Below are 20312 nucleotides of genomic sequence, written 5' to 3' on the forward strand. Positions count from 1 at the left end.
AAAATAAGCATAAATAGCTATGCAAATAGTTATTCACTATCTATGAAATAATATCTTTAGCCCTTTATTTTCAAGGGATACATGAAAGTTTTTAACGAGACAGATATAAGTAATTCTGAAATAATGTGCGTCTGAAAATTGAACCACAAAGCAATTTTGCGCAATTATCAGGTTACTGATCTTGCCTATAAAGTTGGTTACAAATATTAACCAAACACCTATTTTGATGTTTTGTGTTGCTCACAATTAAGAGGAAATAAAATGACAGTCAATCGCGAATTATTTGATCACGTAATGGTTCCTAACTACGCACCTTCAAGCGTAATTCCTGTTCGAGGCGAAGGTTCTCGCGTATGGGATCAACAAGGTCGAGAGTTTATCGACTTTGCTGGTGGTATTGCAGTTAACTGTCTTGGCCATTGCCACCCTGCATTAGTAGGCGCATTAAAAGAGCAAGGCGAAAAAATCTGGCATCTATCAAATGTAATGACCAATGAGCCGGCACTTCGCCTAGCTAAAAAAATGGTTGATGCTACATTTGCTGAAAAAGTTTACTTTGCCAACTCAGGCGCAGAAGCAAACGAAGCAGCGCTTAAATTAGCGCGTCGTTTTGCACTTGATAAGTTTGGCGCAGAAAAATCACAAATCATCGCGTTCAACAAAGGTTTCCACGGTCGTACATTCTTTACAGTAACTGTGGGTGGTCAAGCTGCATATTCAGATGGTTTTGGTCCTAAGCCTGGCGACATTGTACATTGTGATTACAACGACCTAGCTGCTTTTGAAGCGCTTATCAGCGACAAAACATGTGCCGTAATGATGGAACCTCTTCAAGGTGAAGGCGGTATTGTTTCACCAACTGACGAGTTTGCTCAAGGCGTTCGCGATTTATGTACTAAACATAACGCACTGCTTATTTTTGATGAAGTTCAAACAGGTGTTGGCCGTACTGGCGATTTATACGCATACCAAGGCTTAAACATAGTACCTGATATTTTAACTTCAGCTAAAGCACTTGGCGGCGGTTTCCCTATTGGCGCTATGATCACAACAACTGAGATTGCACAGCACCTTAAAGTAGGTACTCATGGTTCTACTTATGGCGGAAACCCGCTTGCGTGTGCTGTTGCAGAAGCTGCATTTGATACAGTAAATACCCCTGAAGTACTGGCTGGCGTGAAAGCTAAAGCCGCATTATTTAATGAACTACTTAGCGCGGTTAACGAAAAATACAACGTATTTAGCGAAATCCGTGGCCAAGGTTTATTAATTGGTGCAGTAGTGAACGAGCAATACAAAGGTCGTGCAAAAGAGTTTTTAGTGGCGGGGACTGAGCAAGGTCTTATGTCATTAGTTGCCGGTGCAGACGTAGTACGTTTCACTCCATCTTTAGTAATTCCTGATGCGGACATTCGCGAAGGTATGGCACGCTTTGAAAAAGCAGTAGCAAGCGTAGTAAACGCATAAGCGACTTAAGCCAACCAATTAAGGGCAAGCACTGCTTGCCCTGCAATTCCTATTTACCGTTATTTATAAGGGAGCAAGCGGACTCATGATGATCCTTCGCCCAATCCAGCAAAATGATTATTCAGCATTACTGAAAATTGCCCACGAATCAGGGCATGGTTTTACGTCTTTGCCATTAAACGAAGAACTATTGCAAAAAAAGATCGACCATTCAGTAAGCTCTTTTGCTAAACAAACGTCACAACCTGGTGACGAAGGCTACCTGTTTGTTCTTGAAGATAGCGAAACCGGTGACGTTGTAGGAACATCTGCAATTGAGGCTGCGGTAGGGCTTGATGATGCATTTTATCATTATCACTTAAGTAAAGTGATTCACTCTTCGCGCACATTAGACGTATACAAAGCGGTTGATATTCTAACGCTATGTAACGACTACACAGGTGCTACAGAGCTTTGCACATTGTTTTTAAAAGATGGTTATCGTAAAAATTGTAACGGTAAGCTACTTTCAAAAGCGCGCTTTATGTTTATAAAACAGCATCAAGAGCGTTTTGCGCAAACAGTAATCGCAGAAATGCGCGGTGTGTCTGATGAAAACGGCAGCAGCCCTTTTTGGCAGTGGCTTGAAGAGCACTTCTTCTCAATGGATTTTCCAACAGCCGATTACCTAACAGGTATTGGCCAAAAGGTTTTCATTGCTGAACTAATGCCTAAATACCCAATTTACGTAAACTTGCTAAGTAAAGATGCGCAAGCCGTAATAGGTAAAGTACACGACAACACTCGCCCAGCAATCGAGTTATTAAAAAGCGAAGGCTTTACGTTTAATGGCTACGTAGATATTTTTGACGGCGGCCCAACGGTTGAAGCAAAAGTAGATAACATTGCGACTATTCGTAATGCAAATCACTTTAACGTTGAAATTGGCGAAATGACTGGCGACACCATGGTGTTACTAGCTAACGAAAAGCTTGAAGATTTTAGAGCAACCGTTGCACCAATGACATTTGACGAGCGCGCAAAAAGCCTTATTTTATCGCAAGAAATAGCAGATGCACTGCATTTGCAAACTGGCGATATTGTTAGTGCAACCACGATTTAATTTAGGAGAAAGTATATGACTCATCCTGCACAATTTATAAATGGTCAATGGTCACAAGGCCAAGGCACAGAATTTAATTCAGTAAACCCTGCAAATAACGACGTTATTTGGCAGGCTTCATCGGCAACTGCGGCGCAAGTAGACACCGCAGTAAATGCAGCGCGCGAAGCGTTTTATGCATGGGCTGATAAAAGCTTTACTGAGCGCTTGGAAATAATTAAAGCATTTGCAGCGCAATTAAAAGAAAACAGCGAAGAGCTTGCTATTACTATTGCACAAGAAACAGGTAAGCCACTGTGGGAAACTCGCACAGAAGCGGGTGCTATGGTTGGTAAAATTGCCATTTCAGAAAAAGCATTTTTAGAGCGCACTGGCGACGTAGAAAACGCAATGCCACTTGGCCGTGCGATGATTCGTCATAAGCCACATGGTGTTGTAGCCGTATTTGGTCCGTATAACTTTCCGGGTCACTTACCTAATGGCCACATTGTGCCAGCGCTTTTAGCAGGTAACACGGTTGTATTTAAACCGTCTGAACTGACTCCTAAAGTTGCTGAGCTTACGCTTAAACTGTGGGAAAAAGCAGGCTTACCAGCCGGTGTAATTAACCTAGTTCAAGGTGAAGTAGAAACGGGTAAAGCCCTTGCTGCTCACAAAGGGATTGATGGCTTGTTCTTTACGGGTTCTTCGCGTACTGGTCATATTTTACATGAACAGTTTGCGGGTCAACCTGGCAAAATTTTAGCGCTAGAAATGGGTGGTAATAATCCACTTATTATTACTGACGTTGAAGATACTAAAGCGGTTGTTCACGATATTATTCAATCAGCGTTTATCTCAAGTGGCCAGCGTTGTACGTGTGCACGTAAACTATTTTTACCAACGGGTAGCAAAGGCGATGTGATACTTGAGCGTTTAATCACAGCAACTAAAGCGATTAAAGTAGGTAATTATGACGATGCAGACCAGCCATTTATGGGCTCTATGATCTCATCAGCTGCAGCCTCAGGCATGGTTAAAGCGCAAAACGAGCTTGTTGAACTTGGTGGTGAAGTATTAGTAGAGCTTGAGCACACAGCTAATACTGGCTTTGTAACACCAGGTATTATTGAGTGTACAAATATTAGTGACTTCCCAGATGAAGAGCATTTTGGACCACTTTTAAAAGTATTCCGCTTTGACGACTTTGACCAAGCAATTGATAAAGCAAACGATACAACCTTTGGTTTATCGGCTGGTTTATTAAGTGACAGTGCAGCAGATTACGACCATTTCTTACGTCGTATTCGTGCAGGTATTGTTAACTGGAATCGCCCAATTACTGGCGCATCAAGCGCAGCACCGTTTGGTGGTATTGGCGCATCGGGCAACCACAGAGCAAGTGCGTATTACGCAGCTGATTACTGTGCATACCCAGTTGCTTCGGTAGAGCTTGAAAAAGTAGCTATGCCAGCAACACTAAGCCCAGGCTTAAAAATAGATTAAGTAGTAATACTACTTAATTATTATAAAAGCAGCTTCGGCTGCTTTTTTTGTATTGCTAACGCGCAAAGCTAGCAATCAACAGCGCTTTCTGCTTAAATCAAAAATAATTAATTATACAAAGGTGGTACAAAAATGGTTTTAGATAGGCAAGGGTACGATGATTTGATCATGTATCTAACTCAAAATTTAGCATTGTTTGAGAAGCCAGGCGAAATAAAACCAGGTGCCCCAACAGTAATGGAGTTAATCGAAGACGTTATTGCACAAAATGTGATGCTTATTTGCGAGCAGCACACAAACCTCAACACAGAGCAGCGTAGTCAAATTGTACGCGAAGTTGATGGCATTGTTTACGATTTAGAAGAAGTCCTCAGCAGCATCACCTCACAGCCTGTCACGGTTGAACAGCATGCCTTTATAGATGAATTTGCAGGTTTAGTAAAAAACCTCTTTGATAGCGCTTTAACACAACAATCTTAGCCATTTTATAGCCCTGCGTTGCATTTTCATTTGCAACTACGGCTAACTTGCTTACAATCAAGAAAATATTTTTTTGAGATATAACAATGCAAGCAAATGTAAAATGGGTTGAAGGCGATACGTTTATTGGTCGTTCTAATTCTAACCACAATGTTGTGTTTGATGGCGGCAGCGATAGTGCAGCACCAAGCCCAATGGAAATGGTTTTAATGTCAGTTGGCTGTTGTTCATCAGTTGATGTGGTTAGTATTTTAAAAAAAGCCAAACAAGATTTTTCAGATGTACAAGTACAACTAAGTGCAGAGCGCGCCGAAACAGCCCCACGTGTGTTTACCAAAATCAACTTACACTTTGTTGTTAAAGGCAATAATGTGTCTGAAAAGCACCTTGCACGCGCGGTTTCACTCTCTGCTGAAAAGTATTGCTCGGTTGCATTAATGCTTGATAAAACAGTAGAAATTACGCATAGCCACGAAGTTGTGCAAGATCAAGCAAAATAACGCTTTTTCCACGAGGGAAATTCGTATAAAATCCGCGAACTTTTCATTCTGCAGGTGCAGAACCCACTAATTTATAGGTTGGTTTATTATGAACAAACCCTTCGATAAACTTAAACTTCATGGCTTTAACAATTTAACCAAAAGTTTAAGCTTTAGTATTTATGATATTTGTTACGCAAAGACCGAGCAACAACGTAAAGAATATATTGAATATATCGATGAGCAGTACAGTGCAGATAGACTAACCGACATTTTAGGTGAAGTTGTTGATATTATTGGTGCTAACATTTTAAATGTAGCGCGCCAAGATTATGAACCGCAAGGCGCAAGTGTAACTATTTTGGTTTCAGAAGAACCAGTAGAAGAGCAGCAAAATTACGATGCTGACGAAGCACCAGGCCCATTACCTGATTCAGTTGTTGCGCACCTAGATAAAAGCCACATTTGTGTACACACATACCCAGAAGCTCACCCTGATGATGGTATTTGTACATTCCGTGCTGATATTGAAGTGTCTACTTGTGGCATTATTTCGCCACTTAAAGCGTTAAACTTCTTAATTCATAGCCTTGAATCAGACGTAGTAACAATTGACTACCGCGTTCGTGGTTTTACCCGCGACATAAACGGTGTTAAGCACTACATTGATCATGCTATTAGCTCGATTCAAAACTTCATGACAGAAGATACAAAAGAAGCGTACCAAATGATGGACGTGAACGTGTATCAAGAAAACCTGTTCCATACCAAAATGATGTTAAAAGAAACCGATCTAAACACGTATTTGTTCGGCCTTTCTACGGCAGATTTATCAGAGGGCGAAGAAGACGAAATTCGCTCAAAGCTGACCCGTGAAATGCAAGAAATATTCTATGGACGTAACCTGCCAGATACAGAATAATAGCAACGAATTAAATTAAAAATGGCGCTCAGTGAGCGCCATTTTTTTATACTTTATTTTACAAGCAATAGCTGTGTTTGCCGGCCATTTAAATACCAGACACCGCTTTTATCAAAAATAGCATCTTCCTCTAGCATTATTCTTATTTCTTTATTCCACTGTTTTATAAACACCGCATTGTTAAGCTCAATTGAGTAAGCCGTATTTAAATGTAGCGGATAGTCACCATCTCCCGGTACACCTTGCTGAGAATCCCACATACCTAATGTAGTGCCAGCAGCGTGGCCATGATAGCCAATAGGATGAGTATAAATAGTGGGTTTTAATCCCTGATCAATAGCGGCTTTTCGTGCTGCAGCTAAAACCTCATTACCGGTTTTACCTACCGCAAATTGATTGGTAAATATGTCTTGTAGTTTATTACCGCTTTTTAGTGCTTCAATTAAGTAACTAGGCGCACTCGTTTCGTTTTCTTTGAGCACATACGCATGCTGCTGCGTGTCGGTATTTAAGCGTAAATAAGTAATCCCAAAATCTACATGAAGTAAGTCACCGGCTTGTATAACGTTATCATCGTAGCCATTGGTAAAGCTTTCTTCATGATTAAACGACTTCGCATCGGCGCGCTGAATAGCAACACTTGGGTGAAACCATGTTTGTAGTTTGAGCTCTTTTACGCGCTCTCTAAACCACCATACCAAGTCATCGTTAGTTGTTTCACCAACCGTAATTGTTTTACCCGAAAACCCCTCTGCAATAATATGATGGGCAATAGCGACGATATGTTTATACATTTTAACTTCTTCAGGAATGCGTTGCTCTAACCACGCAACAGCAAGCGGCTCTGCAGAAATTATTTTATTGTGATAAGTGGCGGGCAAGTTAGCCATTAATGTTTTGTAATCGCCTAGCACAAGGCCATCGGCATGTGCCCAGTCGGTAGAAGTATTAAGCGCAATGTTGCGAGGTTTGTATTGCTCAATAAGTGTATTGAGTGCTTCCCACTGGCTTGGTTGTGTTTGTTTATCCCACCCTTTTTTAAATACGTTACCTATTTTATAAGGCGCAATAGCGTAAGCATCAACACCACCTTGTTTATTAAGTGCAAATAGCAAAATAGTGGTGCGTCTGGCTGAAAGCCATGTTGCTGGCAGCATTGTTTTTAATATTGGATCTTCGTTATATTCTCGACTTATAAGTAGCCACATATCAGTGTTGTGCTGCTTCATTAATGAGGGCATTAAGGCATTAACCCTAAGCTCAGTTATTTTATCTATAAATGTAGCGCGCTCTTTCATCGATAAAATAGCGGGAGCGTCATCAGCTTTAACAAAGAGGCTTAAAACAAGCGTAGTTAGCAAGCTTACATAAAGTAGGAGTTGTTTAGTAAAGTGCATAATTGTTTTATTTTTAGGCTAGTTAATTTATAACATGCCTGAAGAGCGACTATAAAAAAACAATTTGAGATAAACAGCACACAAAAAAGCCCAGCTAAAAAGTAGCCGGGCTTTTGTATAAACCGTTTTATTACTTAAGCATGCTGTATAAAAGTGCAAATACAGCAAGCGAGCCAACCGCTAATATAAATAGCGTGCTAAAGCGATTTCGGTATTTATTAAGTGCAGGTACTTTATAAACTGCAATCATTGGCATAATGAATAAAATCATCGCAATGATAGGGCCCGATAACTGATCCATCATGTCTAAAATACTTGGGTTTTTAACAGCACAAAACCAAATAGCTAAAAACATGATTAACACACCAATTTTATCGGTAACGCCAGCGCTTAAGCCTGTTTGTTTAGTTACTAATCCTGTAAAGCTTTCGCGTGCACCTAAAAAATGACCCAAAAACGACGATGTAATAGCAATAAAGGCAACAAGTGGCCCAAGTGTGGCAATAAACGAGTTATCAGTAATATTAGCAAGGTAGGATAAAACCGATACGTTAGCCGCTTTAGCCGCTGCCATTTGCTCGCCTGTAAGCGACAGCACGCAAGAGAACACAAATAACAGTACAAAGGTAATAAGTAGCAAGCTAGTGCGCTTTAAAATCGCCTCAGACTTACGTGTAGCTTGTTCGCCGTAATGACCGCGTTGCACATTTACAAAGCTTGAGATAGCCGCTGCGTGGCTAAACGAAAATACAATTATAGGAATCGATAACCACAACGTTTTACCAAAGCTGCCTATTTCAGGCACAGTCATATCTGGCATCTGCCAGCTAGGGATTAAATAAAGTGATAAAAAGAACAATATGCCCACAAGCGGATAAACTAAAATAGCAAAGGCACGTAGCATTAAGCGCTCGCCGCCCATCATTAAGCTAATCATACCTGCAACTAATACACCCGAAAGTAGCACGCGAGAAGGTGATTCCATCCCCATTTGATTAACCATAAAGCTATCAACGGTATTGGTTAAGCCCACACCGTAAATAAGCAAAATTGGGAATATAGATAAAAAGTACAACAAGGAAATTAACCGCCCCGCAGTCACACCAAAATGCTCTTCAACTACGTCGGTAAAATCGGCATCTTTATTTTTTGATGAAAGTACAAAGCGCGCTAATCCGCGGTGCGCAAAAAAGGTCATTGGGAACGCTAAACACGCCATAATAATTAACGGCCAAAAACCGCCAATACCAATGTTAATAGGTAAAAATAAAATACCCGCACCAACGGCGGTACCAAATAAACTTAATGTCCACTGCGTATCGTGCAGGTTCCATTTAGTTTTTGTATTTGAATTTTTGCTTGAATTTGTGTGTGTGTTTGGTGATGCATTTGAAAGCGTTGCATCTTGAGATGTTGTCATGTGTGTGTGCTCATCCATTATTTAAATAATAACTGCGCCGAAGGGTATAGTTTTTAGAGACATTTTTCATGTTTTGAAGAGATTTTTAGACTAATTAATTAGACTCAATTGGAGGGTAAGTGTCATGAATACTAAACAGCGGTGTAAAAGTGAGCAAAAGCCTTAAATGGCAACACCCATATTATAATTGAAGAGTAGGTTGGGTAGAGCGAAGCGAAACCCAACACGCTACAGGTCATGCTAGCAGAAAAGCCGAGGAAGGCGGTTTTCATAACGTAAAAATAGGGGAAGGTCATTTTTATTGGTTTTCATTTAAAAATCAAAGTCTGCTCTCAAAAGCTGTTAAGTAGAAGCCATTGATCTGAACTTCATAAGAGATTTTTATTAAACTCCGTTATACTTCCTGTAATTGAATATGCCAAACGAAGTAAATAGGCCACTAACTGCAATGAGCAAAGACATTCTTTTCCATACTACTTTTGCGCACGAAACCAGTAAAACATGGGTTGTATTTGTCCATGGAGCAGGTGGTAGTTCGGCAATTTGGTTTCGTCAGCTTAAAGCCTATAAAAAAGAATATAATGTGTTGTTGCTAGATCTTCGTGGTCATGGAAAATCGAATAACTTAGTACAAAACTTTGTTGATAATAATTATTCATTTAATAATGTCTCTAAAGACATCATAGATGTGTTAGATCATAACAATATCACCAGCGCACACTTTGTTGGTATTTCATTAGGCACAATTATTATTCGAAATATTGCTGAAATTGCGCCGCAATATGTTTCTAGCATGGTGCTAGGTGGAGCGGTTACTCGTTTTAATACGCGCAGTAATACATTGGTTTATTTAGGTAATACTTTTAAACACTTCCTTCCTTATATGTGGCTGTATCGCTTATTTGCTTTTATTATGATGCCGAAAAAGCGTCATAAAGAATCTCGACTTTTGTTTGTTCGTGAAGCAAAACGCTTGTGCCAAAAAGAGTTTATAAAATGGTTTAAATTAGCCATGGACGTAAATCCTTTAATGCAATATTTCAAAGAAAAAGACATTGATATTCCCATTCTGTACATTATGGGTAAGGAAGATCATATGTTCCTTGGCCCTGTTAAAGAAATGGTTAATCGTCATAAAAATAGCGTACTGCAAACTATTCACCATTGTGGCCATGTCTGCAATGTGGAACGCCCTGACTTATTCAATCAGCACTCGCTTGCTTTTATCGCCCAGCAAAATCGTTAGGATTATCGGTTTTAAAAGTGTTCAATTAATGGCAAGCATCTAGTAATAAAACTAAAACAGCCACCCTTATCAAATTAGAACGGGCCATTCTTATTTTGTTTTCGTACCAAACTAAAAACAATGCCTACCACTCAAGTAATAAACCCAATATGTCATAGCGTCATGCAAGTCTTAAAACCGAATATAATATTTATAATTGGTAATAACCTACACGCTTTGATATTAATAGAAGCTCGCAAAGTAAGAATATTCCACGTAATGATGGAAAAGAACCTCTCAAAACTTGGAGGTATTGCTTTTCACGAGAAGCTATTAGTGCCACTAATTAGGAGTGACTTACATGAGTGGGGATATGTTTGGAATAAGCCTGAATGATTGGCTTGAAGGAACAATCGCAAAGGTTAAAAATAATGAGCCTTGGAATAAAGCGTGGATAAATACCTATAAGGATTTAGGTGGCCAAAGTTTAGAAAGTGGAAAGAAATCTTGCCCAAAGAACGCCGCGAGAGTGTTATATCAAAACGGGAGAATTGCAGGATATGATGAAAATTATAAAACAGTCTCATTTCAGGAGGTTATAGAGAATGATTCTGTAAATGGCGTTTATGCTCTTATGGCTATTGATGAACTAAAACAAAATAATAGTATTGAACTTAGTTCGCTTGTAAAAGCTGTCCATTGCAAATTCGATAAGCAGTTTGGTTCAGCTCCTAACTCAGATCAAGGTGCTATAAAATTAGCATTTAAACTATGGCATTTGAATAAAATTGTTCAACAATAAGCTAAAGCTATCACTTGTCTTGCTGACAACTGATAGCTAACCACTCAAAGCTACTCTTATCCCTCTAAAGCCGAAACAATAAAATACGGATTTAAGTATTCATCTTTGGTGTTATAAATAAGCGGGCTGCCATCAAGCTTAGTGACTTTAGCACCGGCTATTTCGGCGATTGCATGGCCAGCACCCGTATCCCATTCACACGTTGGACCTAAGCGCGGGTAAATATCGGCGCTGCCCTCAGCCACTAAACACAGTTTTAGTGAGCTGCCTTTAGACACCATTTCAACCTCGTCAAAGCGTTTTACAAACTCGGCTAAATCGGGAGATGGGTGCGAGCGGCTGCCTACAACACGAATTAACCCTTTGTTAGGTTTGGTAGTTACCTTAAGCTCAATTCGCTCATCGCCTTTATCTTTAAATGCGCCAATGGCTTCGGCGGCTAAGTACGATACGCCAAGGGCAGGTGCATCTACTACGGCTAAAATAGGAGTGCCGTTTTTAATTAGAGCGATGTTTACGGTAAATTCACCGTTCTTTTTAATAAATTCTTTAGTGCCGTCGATTGGGTCAACTAACCAGTAGCTTTTCCACGTTTGGCGTACATCCCAGCTTATGTCGGCGTTTTCTTCACTGAGTATTGGAATGTCGGGTGTGAGCTGTTGAAGCCCTGCCACAATCAGTTTATGAGCTGCTAAATCGGCGTCGGTTACGGGGCTTTCATCGGCTTTGTACTCAACGTTAAAGTCCTTTTCGTAAATTCCCATTATCGCTTGGCCTGCTTTGCGGGCAAGGATGAGGGTTTCTTCTAGCAGTTCGGTTTGATTCATGGGGTTAACCTATATTATGTGCTTTTGTTTTAGATACGTTATCAGTTGTGTAACCGATTGGTCTAGGGTGTTTTTACTTGTATCTAAAATTATTTCTGGATTGTTTGGCACTTCGTAGCTTGAATCGATACCAGTGAAGTGTTTTATCTCTCCAGCGCGGGCTTTTTTGTATAAGCCTTTTGGATCGCGGCTTTCGCATACATCCAGTGGGGTATCGATGAATACTTCAATAAATTCGCCTTCGTCTACTAAGTTGCGCACCATGTCGCGCTCGGCTCTAAAAGGCGATATAAACGCAGTAAGTACTAACAAGCCAGCGTCGGTCATTAATTTAGCGGTTTCGCCTACGCGGCGTATGTTTTCAATGCGGTCTTCGTCGCTAAAGCCTAGGTCTTTACATAAACCGTGGCGTACGTTGTCGCCATCGAGTAGGTAAGTGTGCGTACCTTGCTGATTAAGCGCCGCTTCTAGTGCGTTTGCTACGGTGCTTTTGCCAGAGCCTGAAAAGCCGGTAAACCATAAAATAGCGGGCTTATGTTTTTTTTGCTCACTACGCTGTGCTTTTGTAGTTGCGTAGTTATGCCAAACTATATTTTCATTCATAGTGAGAGTCTCTTATGCTGTGAGCGCAGGTATTAAAACGGAAATACCAGCGGAATCAAGGTTAATACCGTGATTGAATAAATAATAGAAAGGGGTAAGCCCATCACTATGTAATCTTTTAAGCGATAGTTACCCGCGCTATAAACCATTAGATTAGTTTGATACCCAAATGGCGATATAAAGCTGGCTGATGCGCCAAAGGCAACCGCCATAATAAATGGTAGCGGGTCTACATTAAAACCAACCGCGAGCGAGTAAGCAACAGGGAACGACAAGGCAGCTGCTGCGTTATTAGTAATAAGCTCGGTAAATAATACGGTCATTAAAAATATGGCAATAAATGCGCCGTAAGGGCCAAAATCGCCAAGTACCATAAACATGGCGTCGGATATTTGCCCAGCAAGTCCGGTGCCTATCATTAACTTGGCAAGGCCAATGGCGCTGCCTACGACTACGAGTAACTCGATAGGAAAACGGCGCTTTACTTCGTTAAGTTTTATGGTGCCACTGAGCATTAAGCCAATCAGTAATACTAATAAGCCTTTAACCAGCGGCACTATGCCAATAATGCTTAAACCCAGTACTGCGGCAAAGCTTAGTAGCACAATATTTGATTGCTTAGGTGCAAGGTGGGCTTGCAAGTCAAACCCTGAAATATACACAAATTCGCGCTTTAAATTAGGCAAGGTGTAAAAGTTTTTACCTGGTGCGAGTATAAGCGAGTCGCCAGCTTGTAATTGCACTTGCCCAAGGCCGCCTTGTAAGCGGTCGTGACCACGGCGAATGGCAATAACGGCTGCATGAAACTGTTCTCTAAAGCGGGCTTCTTTTACGGTTTTACCTATAAATTTTGAAGACTGACTTACAACTACTTCTACTAAGTGTTCTATGTCTTTTTGATGATTCTCGTGCACTACTTTTAGGCCGTCGAAACGGGTAAGTAATGGCACCGATTTTATGTCACCTACAAACAGCAGCACGTCGTCTTTTTGAATAATTTGCTGCGGGGTGACTGCGCAAATGCGGCTGCCATCGCGAATGATTTCAGCGAGGAATAAGTCTTTTAAATCACGCAGGCCATTTTCTTCAACGGTTTGGCCTATTAATTTTGAATTTGCTTGTACTTTGCCTTCTAGGTAAAAAGGCACGACTTCTTGGTCGCTTTTACCGTTGTCGGGTAAGTATTTAAGCATCACTAAAATGGTAATTAGGCCTACGCTTAACGCGCCTAAACCCACTAAGGTAAAGTCAAAAAAGCCCAGTGGTTCCATGCCCGCATCGACTGCAAAGCCATTGACGATTAAGTTGGTTGATGTACCAATAAGCGTAATAGTGCCGCCCAAAATAGCAGTGTACGACAGCGGTAATAATAGCTTTGAAGGGGAGTGATTAGGGTTGTCTTTTATCGCGGTAATAAGCGATGCAACAACGGCGGTATTGTTAGTAAACGACGATAAAAAGGCGGTTGATAACCCCAATTTTGTTACCGATTTTACTAAACTACCTTTAGATAGCGATTGCGCTAACTTTTGAATTAGGGTGGTTTTTTCTATTGCGGTCGACACTAACACCAATAGTACTAAGGTGATAAGCGACGGGTTAGCATAATTAATCAACATGCTTTCAAGATCGATTAGCCCTGCTAAGTAGCTGGTGCCAATGGCGCTTACAAATAACCATGCTGGATTAATACGGGTGCCAAAAAGGCACCCGACTAAGGTAAGCATAATGCCTGTTAAAACGAGCTGTTCTACCATGCTTTTAAATTCCTAACAGGCTAAAGTTAACTTATAACTTAGAAATATCAAGCGCTTGCCAATGCGGAAAGTGCTTGCGTACTAAGCTGTTAAATTCAACTTCAAATTCGCTAAAGTTACTTTGCTGTGCTTGGCTTTGCAGTACTTGTTCAATCATGCCCGCAGCAACCGTTAGGTTTGATAAGCGATCGATTAGGATAAACGAGCCTGTTTCGTGATTGCTGTGGTACTCGTCTGCCAAAATAGTTTCGGTTAGTTCAAGTGTTACAATCGCAATTTCGTTTAACTGCAGTGAGTCGCTAGTGCCATGTTCAAGCGTGTTCACATCAATTGTGTAATCAATTTTTGTAACAATAGCTGAAGTGTTTTTGCTGCCTAGCTTTAGGTTATAGCTTTTACCTAATACTAATGGCGACTCATGCATCCACACAATTTTAGCTTGCAGCTGGTTAGTAACAACGGCCGTTGAATTTGCAGGTACTATTACGTCGCCTCGGCTAATATCAATTTCGTTATTTAGGGTAACGGTAATTGCTTGGCCTGCTTCAGCACTATCTAAATTGCCATCAAAGGTAACAATTTCTTTAATGCTTGATGTTTTACCCGACGGTAATACTTTTATTGCATCGCCTACGTGTATCTTGCCCGACGTAAGTGTGCCCTGAAAACCACGGAAGTTTAAATTAGGACGCACTACATATTGCACTGGTAGGCGCGCTTCAAAGCCTGTATCTGTTTCGGCTGCTGGCGAATCTTCTAGTAATTCTAGTAGCGGCTTGTCGGTGTAATACGGTGTATGTGCAGAGCGTGTTACTACGTTGTCGCCTTTAAGCGCCGACATAGGCACAAACTTAATGTTTGATACGTTAAGTTGCTCAGCAAATTTAAGGTAATCGGCCTTAATTTTTTCATACACGGTTTCGTCAAAATCAACGATATCCATTTTATTAACGGCAACAACAAACTGTTTAATGCCCAGCGAGTCACAAATAAAGCTATGGCGCTTAGTTTGTACTTGTACGCCGTAACGCGCATCAACCAAAATAATGGCGACATCGCTTGTTGATGCACCCGTTACCATGTTGCGGGTGTATTGCTCGTGCCCAGGCGTGTCGGCAATAATAAATTTACGCTTAGCCGTTGAAAAGTAACGGTACGCTACGTCAATGGTAATGCCTTGCTCACGCTCAGCTTGTAGGCCATCAACTAATAATGCAAGGTCAAGATCTTCACCTGCGTTACCTACTTTTTCGTTATCTTTATGAAGGGCTGCTAGCTGATCTTCATAAATTTGGTGGCTGTCGTGCAGTAGGCGACCAATCAATGTTGATTTACCGTCATCTACGCTGCCACACGTAAGCATGCGTAATAAGCTTTTGTCTTGTTGGCGTGCTAGGTAGGCGTCTATGCCTATTTCTTTTACTTCGTTAAATGTATCGTTATTTTGGCTAGACATTAAAAATACCCCTCACGTTTTTTCTTCTCCATTGAGCCGGCTGAATCATGGTCAATAACACGACCTTCACGTTCAGATGACGTAGATAGCAGCATTTCTTCGATGATTTCGGTTAAAGTACTGGCTGTTGATTCAACTGCACCGGTAAGTGGGTAGCAGCCTAATGTACGAAAACGTACAGATTTCATTTGCGGTACTTCACCCTCGTTAAGTGGCATACGCTCATCGTCAACCATAATTAGGGTGCCATCGCGATCAACAACAGGGCGCTCTTTTGCTAGGTAAAGCGGCACCATGTCGATGTTTTCTTGGTAAATGTATTGCCAAATATCAAGCTCAGTCCAGTTAGATAACGGGAAAACACGAATGCTTTCGCCTGGATTAACTTGGCTGTTATAAGTGTTCCAAAGCTCAGGACGTTGGTTTTTAGGGTCCCAACGGTGGTGTTTGTCGCGGAACGAGTAAACACGTTCTTTTGCGCGTGACTTTTCTTCGTCGCGGCGTGCGCCACCAAATGCAGCATCAAAACCATATTTGTTAAGTGCCTGCTTTAAGCCTTGGGTTTTCATTATGTCGGTATGTTTACCCGAGCCATGCGTAAACGGGCCTACACCCATTTCAATGCCTTCTGGATTTTTGTGTACCAGTAGGTCAAAACCGTATTCTTTAGCTATACGGTCGCGAAACTCAATCATTTCACGAAACTTCCAATTGGTGTCTACGTGCAATAACGGAAACGGAATTTTTGCAGGGTAAAATGCTTTACGCGCTAAGTGCAAAAGTACCGACGAATCTTTACCAATAGAGTAAAGCATTACTGGGTTCTCAAACTCAGCGGCGACTTCGCGCATGATTTTGATACTTTCAGCTTCAAGTTGCTGAAGGTGAGTTAAAGCCATTGTTAGTCGTCCTACTAAAATGATTAAAAGTTACAAATTTAAAATTCGGTTATGTATTTGATACATCTGTTAGCGGCTGTGCAAAGCTGCTTGTTTGTTCGTTTTTCCCAAACCACGCTAGTTGCGAGTGCAGGGCGGCTACTTCACCAATAATGAGTAACGCAGGCGATATAATGCTGTTGCGCTGGATTAAGTCGGCAAGTTCGCCTAATTGGCCTGTTACTACACGCTGATTTTTGCGTGTACCGTTTTCGATAATGGCAACAGGTGTGTCGGCTTTACGGCCATGTTTTAAAAGCTCGCTTTGTATGTGCGGCGATTTAATTACGCCCATGTAAATAGCAAGCGTTTGATTTGCTTTTGCCAGTGATTGCCAATCAAGTTCTTGACCGTCTTTTTTACAGTGGCCAGTTACAAATTGAATGGCTTGTGCATGGTCACGATGCGTTAGCGGAATACCCGCATAAGCACTACAACCTGCAGCGGCTGTAATACCTGGTACAATTTGATAATTTACGTTGTTAGCAGCCAGTACTTGTACTTCTTCGCCACCACGACCATAAATAAACGGGTCGCCACCTTTAATGCGGCACACTTTTTTGCCTTGTTTAGCAAGGTCGACCAGCATTTGGTTGGTGTCGTCTTGAACAACACTATGATCGCCTAAACGTTTGCCTACACAAATAAGGTCAGCATCACGACGCACTAATTCCATAATTTCGTCAGACACTAAAAAGTCGTATACAACCACATCGGCTTGTTGCATAAGTTGCAGTGCTTTAAGTGTTAAAAGCTCTGGATCGCCAGGGCCTGCACCTACTATATATACTTCGCCTTCAGGTTCTGCTTTAGCATCTAGCATTTGCTCTAATTGTTGCTGTGCGGCTTGAGTATCACCGGTTTGCACTTTACTCACGACAGATGAGTCGAATACGCCTTCCCAAAATTGGCGGCGGTCTGAAAAATGTTTAAAGCGTTTTTTTACTTTGTCTCTAAAGCCACCGACAAGTGTTGCAAGTGGGCCAATATGATGCGGAATAAGGGTTTCGAGCTTTTCGCGTAAGCGACGCGCAAGTACGGGCGCTGTGCCTGCACTTGATATAGCAATCGTAATTGGGTCGCGGTCAACAATGGATGGGAATATAAACGTACATTTAGGTTGGTCATCAACCACGTTTACAAATACATTGCGGGCATTGGCAAGTTCAAATACGTTGTTGTTTACTTCATCGCGGTCGGTTGCTGCAATAACAAGCATTTTTCCATCGAGATGCGACTCATCAAAATAAGCATCAATAAGCGTTACTTCATTATTATGTGCATGCTCTTTTAGTTCGTCGCAAAACCAAGGCGCTACTAAAGTAACGCTCGCTCTCGCTTTTAAAAACGCGCGACATTTGCGTAATGCGACCTCTCCACCGCCAACAACCAATACTGGTTTGTTGTCGAGTTTGGTAAAGATAGGTAAATACTGCACGTTAATAAGACCCCTAAACAAATTCAAATATAAGAAAACGCTTTATTCTGATAAGGAGAATATAGCGGCTATCAATAAGTAAAAAATAATTAAAACCAAGTTGATATAACCAAAAGTTATAATAGGTGGGCTTTTTAGGCCTAAGAGTTAGTTAACAAGGGATTGCGCCGAGTTACAAGTAAAATAAACAGCTTATAGTGTTTGGTTATGAGCTATAGCGAGTTTGGTTTAATTTGTTAATATGGAAGCATATTCTATTTTGTACTTATACCAATTGCATTAAATTAGTGATCTATTATAGCGACGAGAAAATAGCTCAATAACAAGGCTAAAATTATGATACATAGTTGTTCTATATAAATAATTTTTAACGTAGTTAGTGAGTTATTTAATACGCTAAGATGATTATGTTTTTAATAAAATTGGTATTACATAAGCAACGGAGCTCTAATGACACAACACCAAAAAGATGCCGCATTAGCAGTCGCACTGATGGATTTAACAAGCTTAAACACCAGCGATACCAACAAAAGCATTCAAGCGCTTGTTGATAGTATAAACCCGACGCTGGGCACGCCTGCCGCTGTATGTGTTTATAGCGACTTTGTTGATGATGCTAAAATCGCATTAGCGGCACGAGAACTAAGCCACGTAAAAGTAGCAACGGTCACTAACTTTCCAACGGGTGATGCGCCACTGAGTGATGTAATTAACGAAACACTTATTGCAATAGAGCGCGGCGCTGACGAAATTGATTTGGTTATTCCTTACAAAAAACTCATAGCGGGCGATGTTCAAACAGTACTTAGCTATATAAGCGAAAGTAAAAAAGCATGTGGGTCGCGCGCCCAACTAAAAGTAATAATAGAAAGCGGTGAGCTAAAAACCGAAGCGCTAATAACGCAGGCTACTCAATTGGCAATTGAAGGTGGTGCCGATTTTGTAAAAACCAGTACGGGTAAAGTGGCCATTAATGCAACCCTTGAATCAACAAAAATTATGCTAACAGCCATTAAAAATTCGGATAAACGTGTGGGCTTTAAAGCTGCCGGCGGTGTTAAAACTGTTGCCGATGCCAGTGATTATTTAGCGCTAGCACGCGCAATAATGGGTGATGATTATTTGCAAGCAAATACATTTAGATTTGGTGCTTCAAGCTTACTGAATGATGTTTATAAAACCTTAGAAAAATAACCAATATTTTAGGATTGCACATTTATATAACCGATTAAATTATTAGCAGTTTAAACAATAATGTAATTAATTAATTAGATTTTCCAATGTGGGTATCTTTTAGGCTTGTGTTAATGAACTGCGTAAGTATAATAGGCATCCACTTTGCAGGGGCGTAGTTCCAATTGGTAGAACAGCGGTCTCCAAAACCGATGGTTGGGAGTTCGAATCTCTCCGCCCCTGCCAGTCTTACTTGTTATTTGAGTAGTCTGAGATTAAAAACCGGTTTAAATTAAGTCTGTTTTTAAGTTTAGATTTTAATGGATTAACCCTGCCGTAGTGTAGGGTTGTTGTGTCTGTAGTTAAGGTAATAATATTATGAGCACGAATGTAGAAACACCATCAAGTGCGATGGAGTCAGTAAAGTGGTTAGTAGCAATCGCGCTACTTGCAGGCGCAGTTGTTGGTAATCACATGTATGCAGATCAATCTGTACTACTACGTGCTATCGGCGTTGTTGTTGCAATAGCGGCCGGATTAGCAATTGCCTCGCAAACATTTAAGGGACGTAACTTTCTTGCTTTCGCTAAAGAAGCTCGAATTGAAGTACGCAAAGTTATTTGGCCAACGCGCCAAGAAACTACCCACACGACATTAATTGTAATGGTTGCAACAGTGATTATGGCACTTATCCTTTGGGGATTAGATGGCATTTTATTCCGCGCTGTAGGCTTTTTAACTGGATTGGAGATCTGATCCCATGTCGGATGAGAACGAGAACAAAGAAATTAAGTTACGTTGGTATGTAGTACAAGCCTTTTCTGGTTACGAAAAGCGTGTAGCTCAAACGTTAACTGAACACATTAAAATCGAAGGTCTTGAATCGAGCTTTGGTGAGATACTAGTACCAACAGAAGAAGTTGTTGAGATGCGCGCTGGCCAAAAGCGTAAATCTGAGCGTAAATTCTTTCCAGGTTATGTATTAGTACAAATGGATATGAATGACGCAAGCTGGCACCTAGTGAACAGCACTGAACGTGTAATGGGCTTTATTGGTGGAACGTCTGATCGTCCTGCTCCAATAACTCCTAAAGAAGCAGAACGCATTCTTAATCGCCTTCAAGAAAATGCTGAAGCACCTAAACCTGCTACATTATTTGAACCAGGTGAAGTTGTTCGCGTTACAGACGGACCATTTGCAGATTTCAGTGGTGTAGTTGAAGAAGTTGACTACGAAAAGAGCCGCGTAAAAGTATCTGTACTTATTTTTGGTCGTTCTACGCCAGTTGAGCTTGAATTCGGTCAAGTTGAGCAAGATAAGTAATTGATTAAAAAAGCTTC

General features: G+C 41.0%; 19 protein-coding genes and 1 tRNA gene. 12 read left to right on the forward strand and 8 right to left on the reverse strand.

Annotated elements, in window-relative coordinates; all coding sequences use genetic code 11:
• Positions 1-261 precede the first annotated feature (261 nt).
• The 6 genes from I6E70_RS17120 (at position 262) to speD (ending at position 5935) form a co-directional block, all read left to right on the forward strand.
• The gene (locus I6E70_RS17120) at positions 262-1467 is read left to right on the forward strand and encodes an aspartate aminotransferase family protein (RefSeq protein ID WP_197189263.1); all 1206 of its coding nucleotides are present in this window, start codon (positions 262-264) and stop codon (positions 1465-1467) included.
• Positions 1468-1552: 85 nt separating this feature from the next.
• On the forward strand, positions 1553-2569 hold the full coding sequence (gene astA, locus I6E70_RS17125) for an arginine N-succinyltransferase (protein WP_007580083.1): 1017 nt from the start codon (positions 1553-1555) through the stop codon (positions 2567-2569).
• 15 nt (positions 2570-2584) lie between these two features.
• Complete coding sequence (astD, locus tag I6E70_RS17130; RefSeq protein WP_197189264.1) at positions 2585-4054, forward strand: succinylglutamate-semialdehyde dehydrogenase; 1470 nt, start codon at positions 2585-2587, stop codon at positions 4052-4054.
• A gap of 132 nt (positions 4055-4186) precedes the next feature.
• Positions 4187-4534 (forward strand): DUF3802 family protein, encoded by a 348-nt coding sequence (locus I6E70_RS17135; RefSeq protein ID WP_007580087.1) that lies wholly within the window; start codon positions 4187-4189, stop codon positions 4532-4534.
• A gap of 86 nt (positions 4535-4620) precedes the next feature.
• The gene (locus tag I6E70_RS17140) at positions 4621-5034 is read left to right on the forward strand and encodes an OsmC family protein (RefSeq protein ID WP_002958863.1); all 414 of its coding nucleotides are present in this window, start codon (positions 4621-4623) and stop codon (positions 5032-5034) included.
• An 88-nt stretch (positions 5035-5122) separates the two neighbouring features.
• Complete coding sequence (speD, locus tag I6E70_RS17145; RefSeq protein ID WP_007376266.1) at positions 5123-5935, forward strand: adenosylmethionine decarboxylase; 813 nt, start codon at positions 5123-5125, stop codon at positions 5933-5935.
• A 53-nt stretch (positions 5936-5988) separates the two neighbouring features.
• On the opposite strand, the gene I6E70_RS17150 is transcribed toward speD, so the two are convergent.
• On the reverse strand, positions 5989-7332 hold the full coding sequence (locus I6E70_RS17150; protein WP_197189265.1) for a M24 family metallopeptidase: 1344 nt from the start codon (positions 7330-7332) through the stop codon (positions 5989-5991).
• A 130-nt stretch (positions 7333-7462) separates the two neighbouring features.
• Positions 7463-8752 carry an aromatic amino acid transport family protein gene (locus tag I6E70_RS17155; protein WP_007580094.1) on the reverse strand — a complete coding sequence of 430 codons (1290 nt, stop codon included), beginning with the start codon at positions 8750-8752 and terminating at the stop codon, positions 7463-7465.
• A gap of 448 nt (positions 8753-9200) precedes the next feature.
• Between I6E70_RS17155 and I6E70_RS17160 the strand changes: the two genes are divergently transcribed.
• Positions 9201-9998 (forward strand): alpha/beta fold hydrolase, encoded by a 798-nt coding sequence (locus I6E70_RS17160; RefSeq protein WP_197189266.1) that lies wholly within the window; start codon positions 9201-9203, stop codon positions 9996-9998.
• 340 nt (positions 9999-10338) lie between these two features.
• Complete coding sequence (locus I6E70_RS17165) at positions 10339-10779, forward strand: DUF6979 family protein (protein ID WP_197189267.1); 441 nt, start codon at positions 10339-10341, stop codon at positions 10777-10779.
• 56 nt (positions 10780-10835) lie between these two features.
• Here I6E70_RS17165 and cysQ read toward each other — a convergent pair whose 3' ends face one another.
• Genes cysQ through cysG form a run of 6 tightly spaced genes read right to left on the reverse strand, consistent with a single transcriptional unit; the run spans position 10836 to position 17798 of the window.
• On the reverse strand, positions 10836-11606 hold the full coding sequence (cysQ, locus tag I6E70_RS17170; protein ID WP_197189268.1) for a 3'(2'),5'-bisphosphate nucleotidase CysQ: 771 nt from the start codon (positions 11604-11606) through the stop codon (positions 10836-10838).
• Between the two features lie 9 nt (positions 11607-11615).
• Positions 11616-12209, reverse strand: coding sequence for an adenylyl-sulfate kinase (cysC, locus tag I6E70_RS17175; RefSeq protein WP_197189269.1), 594 nt, complete (start codon positions 12207-12209; stop codon positions 11616-11618).
• 32 nt (positions 12210-12241) lie between these two features.
• The gene (locus I6E70_RS17180) at positions 12242-13966 is read right to left on the reverse strand and encodes an SLC13 family permease (protein WP_010555007.1); all 1725 of its coding nucleotides are present in this window, start codon (positions 13964-13966) and stop codon (positions 12242-12244) included.
• A 31-nt stretch (positions 13967-13997) separates the two neighbouring features.
• Positions 13998-15422: a sulfate adenylyltransferase subunit CysN gene (gene cysN / locus I6E70_RS17185; RefSeq protein WP_007580108.1), complete on the reverse strand. Its 1425-nt coding sequence runs from the start codon at positions 15420-15422 to the stop codon at positions 13998-14000.
• Positions 15422-16321 carry a sulfate adenylyltransferase subunit CysD gene (gene cysD / locus I6E70_RS17190; RefSeq protein WP_008133447.1) on the reverse strand — a complete coding sequence of 300 codons (900 nt, stop codon included), beginning with the start codon at positions 16319-16321 and terminating at the stop codon, positions 15422-15424. The genes cysN and cysD overlap by 1 nt, the downstream gene beginning before the upstream one ends.
• 49 nt (positions 16322-16370) lie before the next feature.
• Positions 16371-17798, reverse strand: coding sequence for a siroheme synthase CysG (cysG, locus tag I6E70_RS17195; protein ID WP_024589588.1), 1428 nt, complete (start codon positions 17796-17798; stop codon positions 16371-16373).
• Between the two features lie 450 nt (positions 17799-18248).
• On the opposite strand from cysG, the gene deoC reads away from it, so the two are divergent.
• The 4 genes from deoC (at position 18249) to nusG (ending at position 20295) form a co-directional block, all read left to right on the forward strand.
• Positions 18249-18992 (forward strand): deoxyribose-phosphate aldolase, encoded by a 744-nt coding sequence (gene deoC, locus I6E70_RS17200; RefSeq protein WP_197189270.1) that lies wholly within the window; start codon positions 18249-18251, stop codon positions 18990-18992.
• 148 nt (positions 18993-19140) lie between these two features.
• A tRNA-Trp gene (locus tag I6E70_RS17205) sits at positions 19141-19217 on the forward strand.
• 132 nt (positions 19218-19349) lie between these two features.
• Positions 19350-19727 carry a preprotein translocase subunit SecE gene (gene secE, locus I6E70_RS17210; protein ID WP_002958877.1) on the forward strand — a complete coding sequence of 126 codons (378 nt, stop codon included), beginning with the start codon at positions 19350-19352 and terminating at the stop codon, positions 19725-19727.
• Positions 19728-19731: 4 nt separating this feature from the next.
• Positions 19732-20295 (forward strand): transcription termination/antitermination protein NusG, encoded by a 564-nt coding sequence (gene nusG, locus I6E70_RS17215; RefSeq protein WP_007580122.1) that lies wholly within the window; start codon positions 19732-19734, stop codon positions 20293-20295.
• The last annotated feature ends 17 nt before the right edge of the window (positions 20296-20312 follow it).

The sequence above is a fragment of the Pseudoalteromonas sp. NGC95 genome (genome assembly GCF_015864705.1).
GTDB lineage: Bacteria > Pseudomonadota > Gammaproteobacteria > Enterobacterales > Alteromonadaceae > Pseudoalteromonas > Pseudoalteromonas arctica.

What these genes read in the sequence shown, in the direction of transcription:
- astD (WP_197189264.1), top strand. Translation starts at nt 2,585, where the DNA reads ATGACTCATCCTGCACAATTTATAAATGGTCAATGGTCACAAGGCCAA.
- nusG (WP_007580122.1), top strand. Translation starts at nt 19,732, where the DNA reads ATGTCGGATGAGAACGAGAACAAAGAAATTAAGTTACGTTGGTATGTA.
- cysN (WP_007580108.1), bottom strand. Translation starts at nt 15,422, where the DNA reads ATGTCTAGCCAAAATAACGATACATTTAACGAAGTAAAAGAAATAGGC.
- I6E70_RS17120 (WP_197189263.1), top strand. Translation starts at nt 262, where the DNA reads ATGACAGTCAATCGCGAATTATTTGATCACGTAATGGTTCCTAACTAC.
- cysC (WP_197189269.1), bottom strand. Translation starts at nt 12,209, where the DNA reads ATGAATGAAAATATAGTTTGGCATAACTACGCAACTACAAAAGCACAG.
- cysQ (WP_197189268.1), bottom strand. Translation starts at nt 11,606, where the DNA reads ATGAATCAAACCGAACTGCTAGAAGAAACCCTCATCCTTGCCCGCAAA.
- I6E70_RS17155 (WP_007580094.1), bottom strand. Translation starts at nt 8,752, where the DNA reads ATGACAACATCTCAAGATGCAACGCTTTCAAATGCATCACCAAACACA.
- I6E70_RS17135 (WP_007580087.1), top strand. Translation starts at nt 4,187, where the DNA reads ATGGTTTTAGATAGGCAAGGGTACGATGATTTGATCATGTATCTAACT.
- speD (WP_007376266.1), top strand. Translation starts at nt 5,123, where the DNA reads ATGAACAAACCCTTCGATAAACTTAAACTTCATGGCTTTAACAATTTA.
- astA (WP_007580083.1), top strand. Translation starts at nt 1,553, where the DNA reads ATGATGATCCTTCGCCCAATCCAGCAAAATGATTATTCAGCATTACTG.
- I6E70_RS17180 (WP_010555007.1), bottom strand. Translation starts at nt 13,966, where the DNA reads ATGGTAGAACAGCTCGTTTTAACAGGCATTATGCTTACCTTAGTCGGG.
- secE (WP_002958877.1), top strand. Translation starts at nt 19,350, where the DNA reads ATGAGCACGAATGTAGAAACACCATCAAGTGCGATGGAGTCAGTAAAG.
- I6E70_RS17140 (WP_002958863.1), top strand. Translation starts at nt 4,621, where the DNA reads ATGCAAGCAAATGTAAAATGGGTTGAAGGCGATACGTTTATTGGTCGT.
- deoC (WP_197189270.1), top strand. Translation starts at nt 18,249, where the DNA reads ATGACACAACACCAAAAAGATGCCGCATTAGCAGTCGCACTGATGGAT.
- I6E70_RS17160 (WP_197189266.1), top strand. Translation starts at nt 9,201, where the DNA reads ATGAGCAAAGACATTCTTTTCCATACTACTTTTGCGCACGAAACCAGT.
- I6E70_RS17150 (WP_197189265.1), bottom strand. Translation starts at nt 7,332, where the DNA reads ATGCACTTTACTAAACAACTCCTACTTTATGTAAGCTTGCTAACTACG.
- I6E70_RS17165 (WP_197189267.1), top strand. Translation starts at nt 10,339, where the DNA reads ATGAGTGGGGATATGTTTGGAATAAGCCTGAATGATTGGCTTGAAGGA.
- cysD (WP_008133447.1), bottom strand. Translation starts at nt 16,321, where the DNA reads ATGGCTTTAACTCACCTTCAGCAACTTGAAGCTGAAAGTATCAAAATC.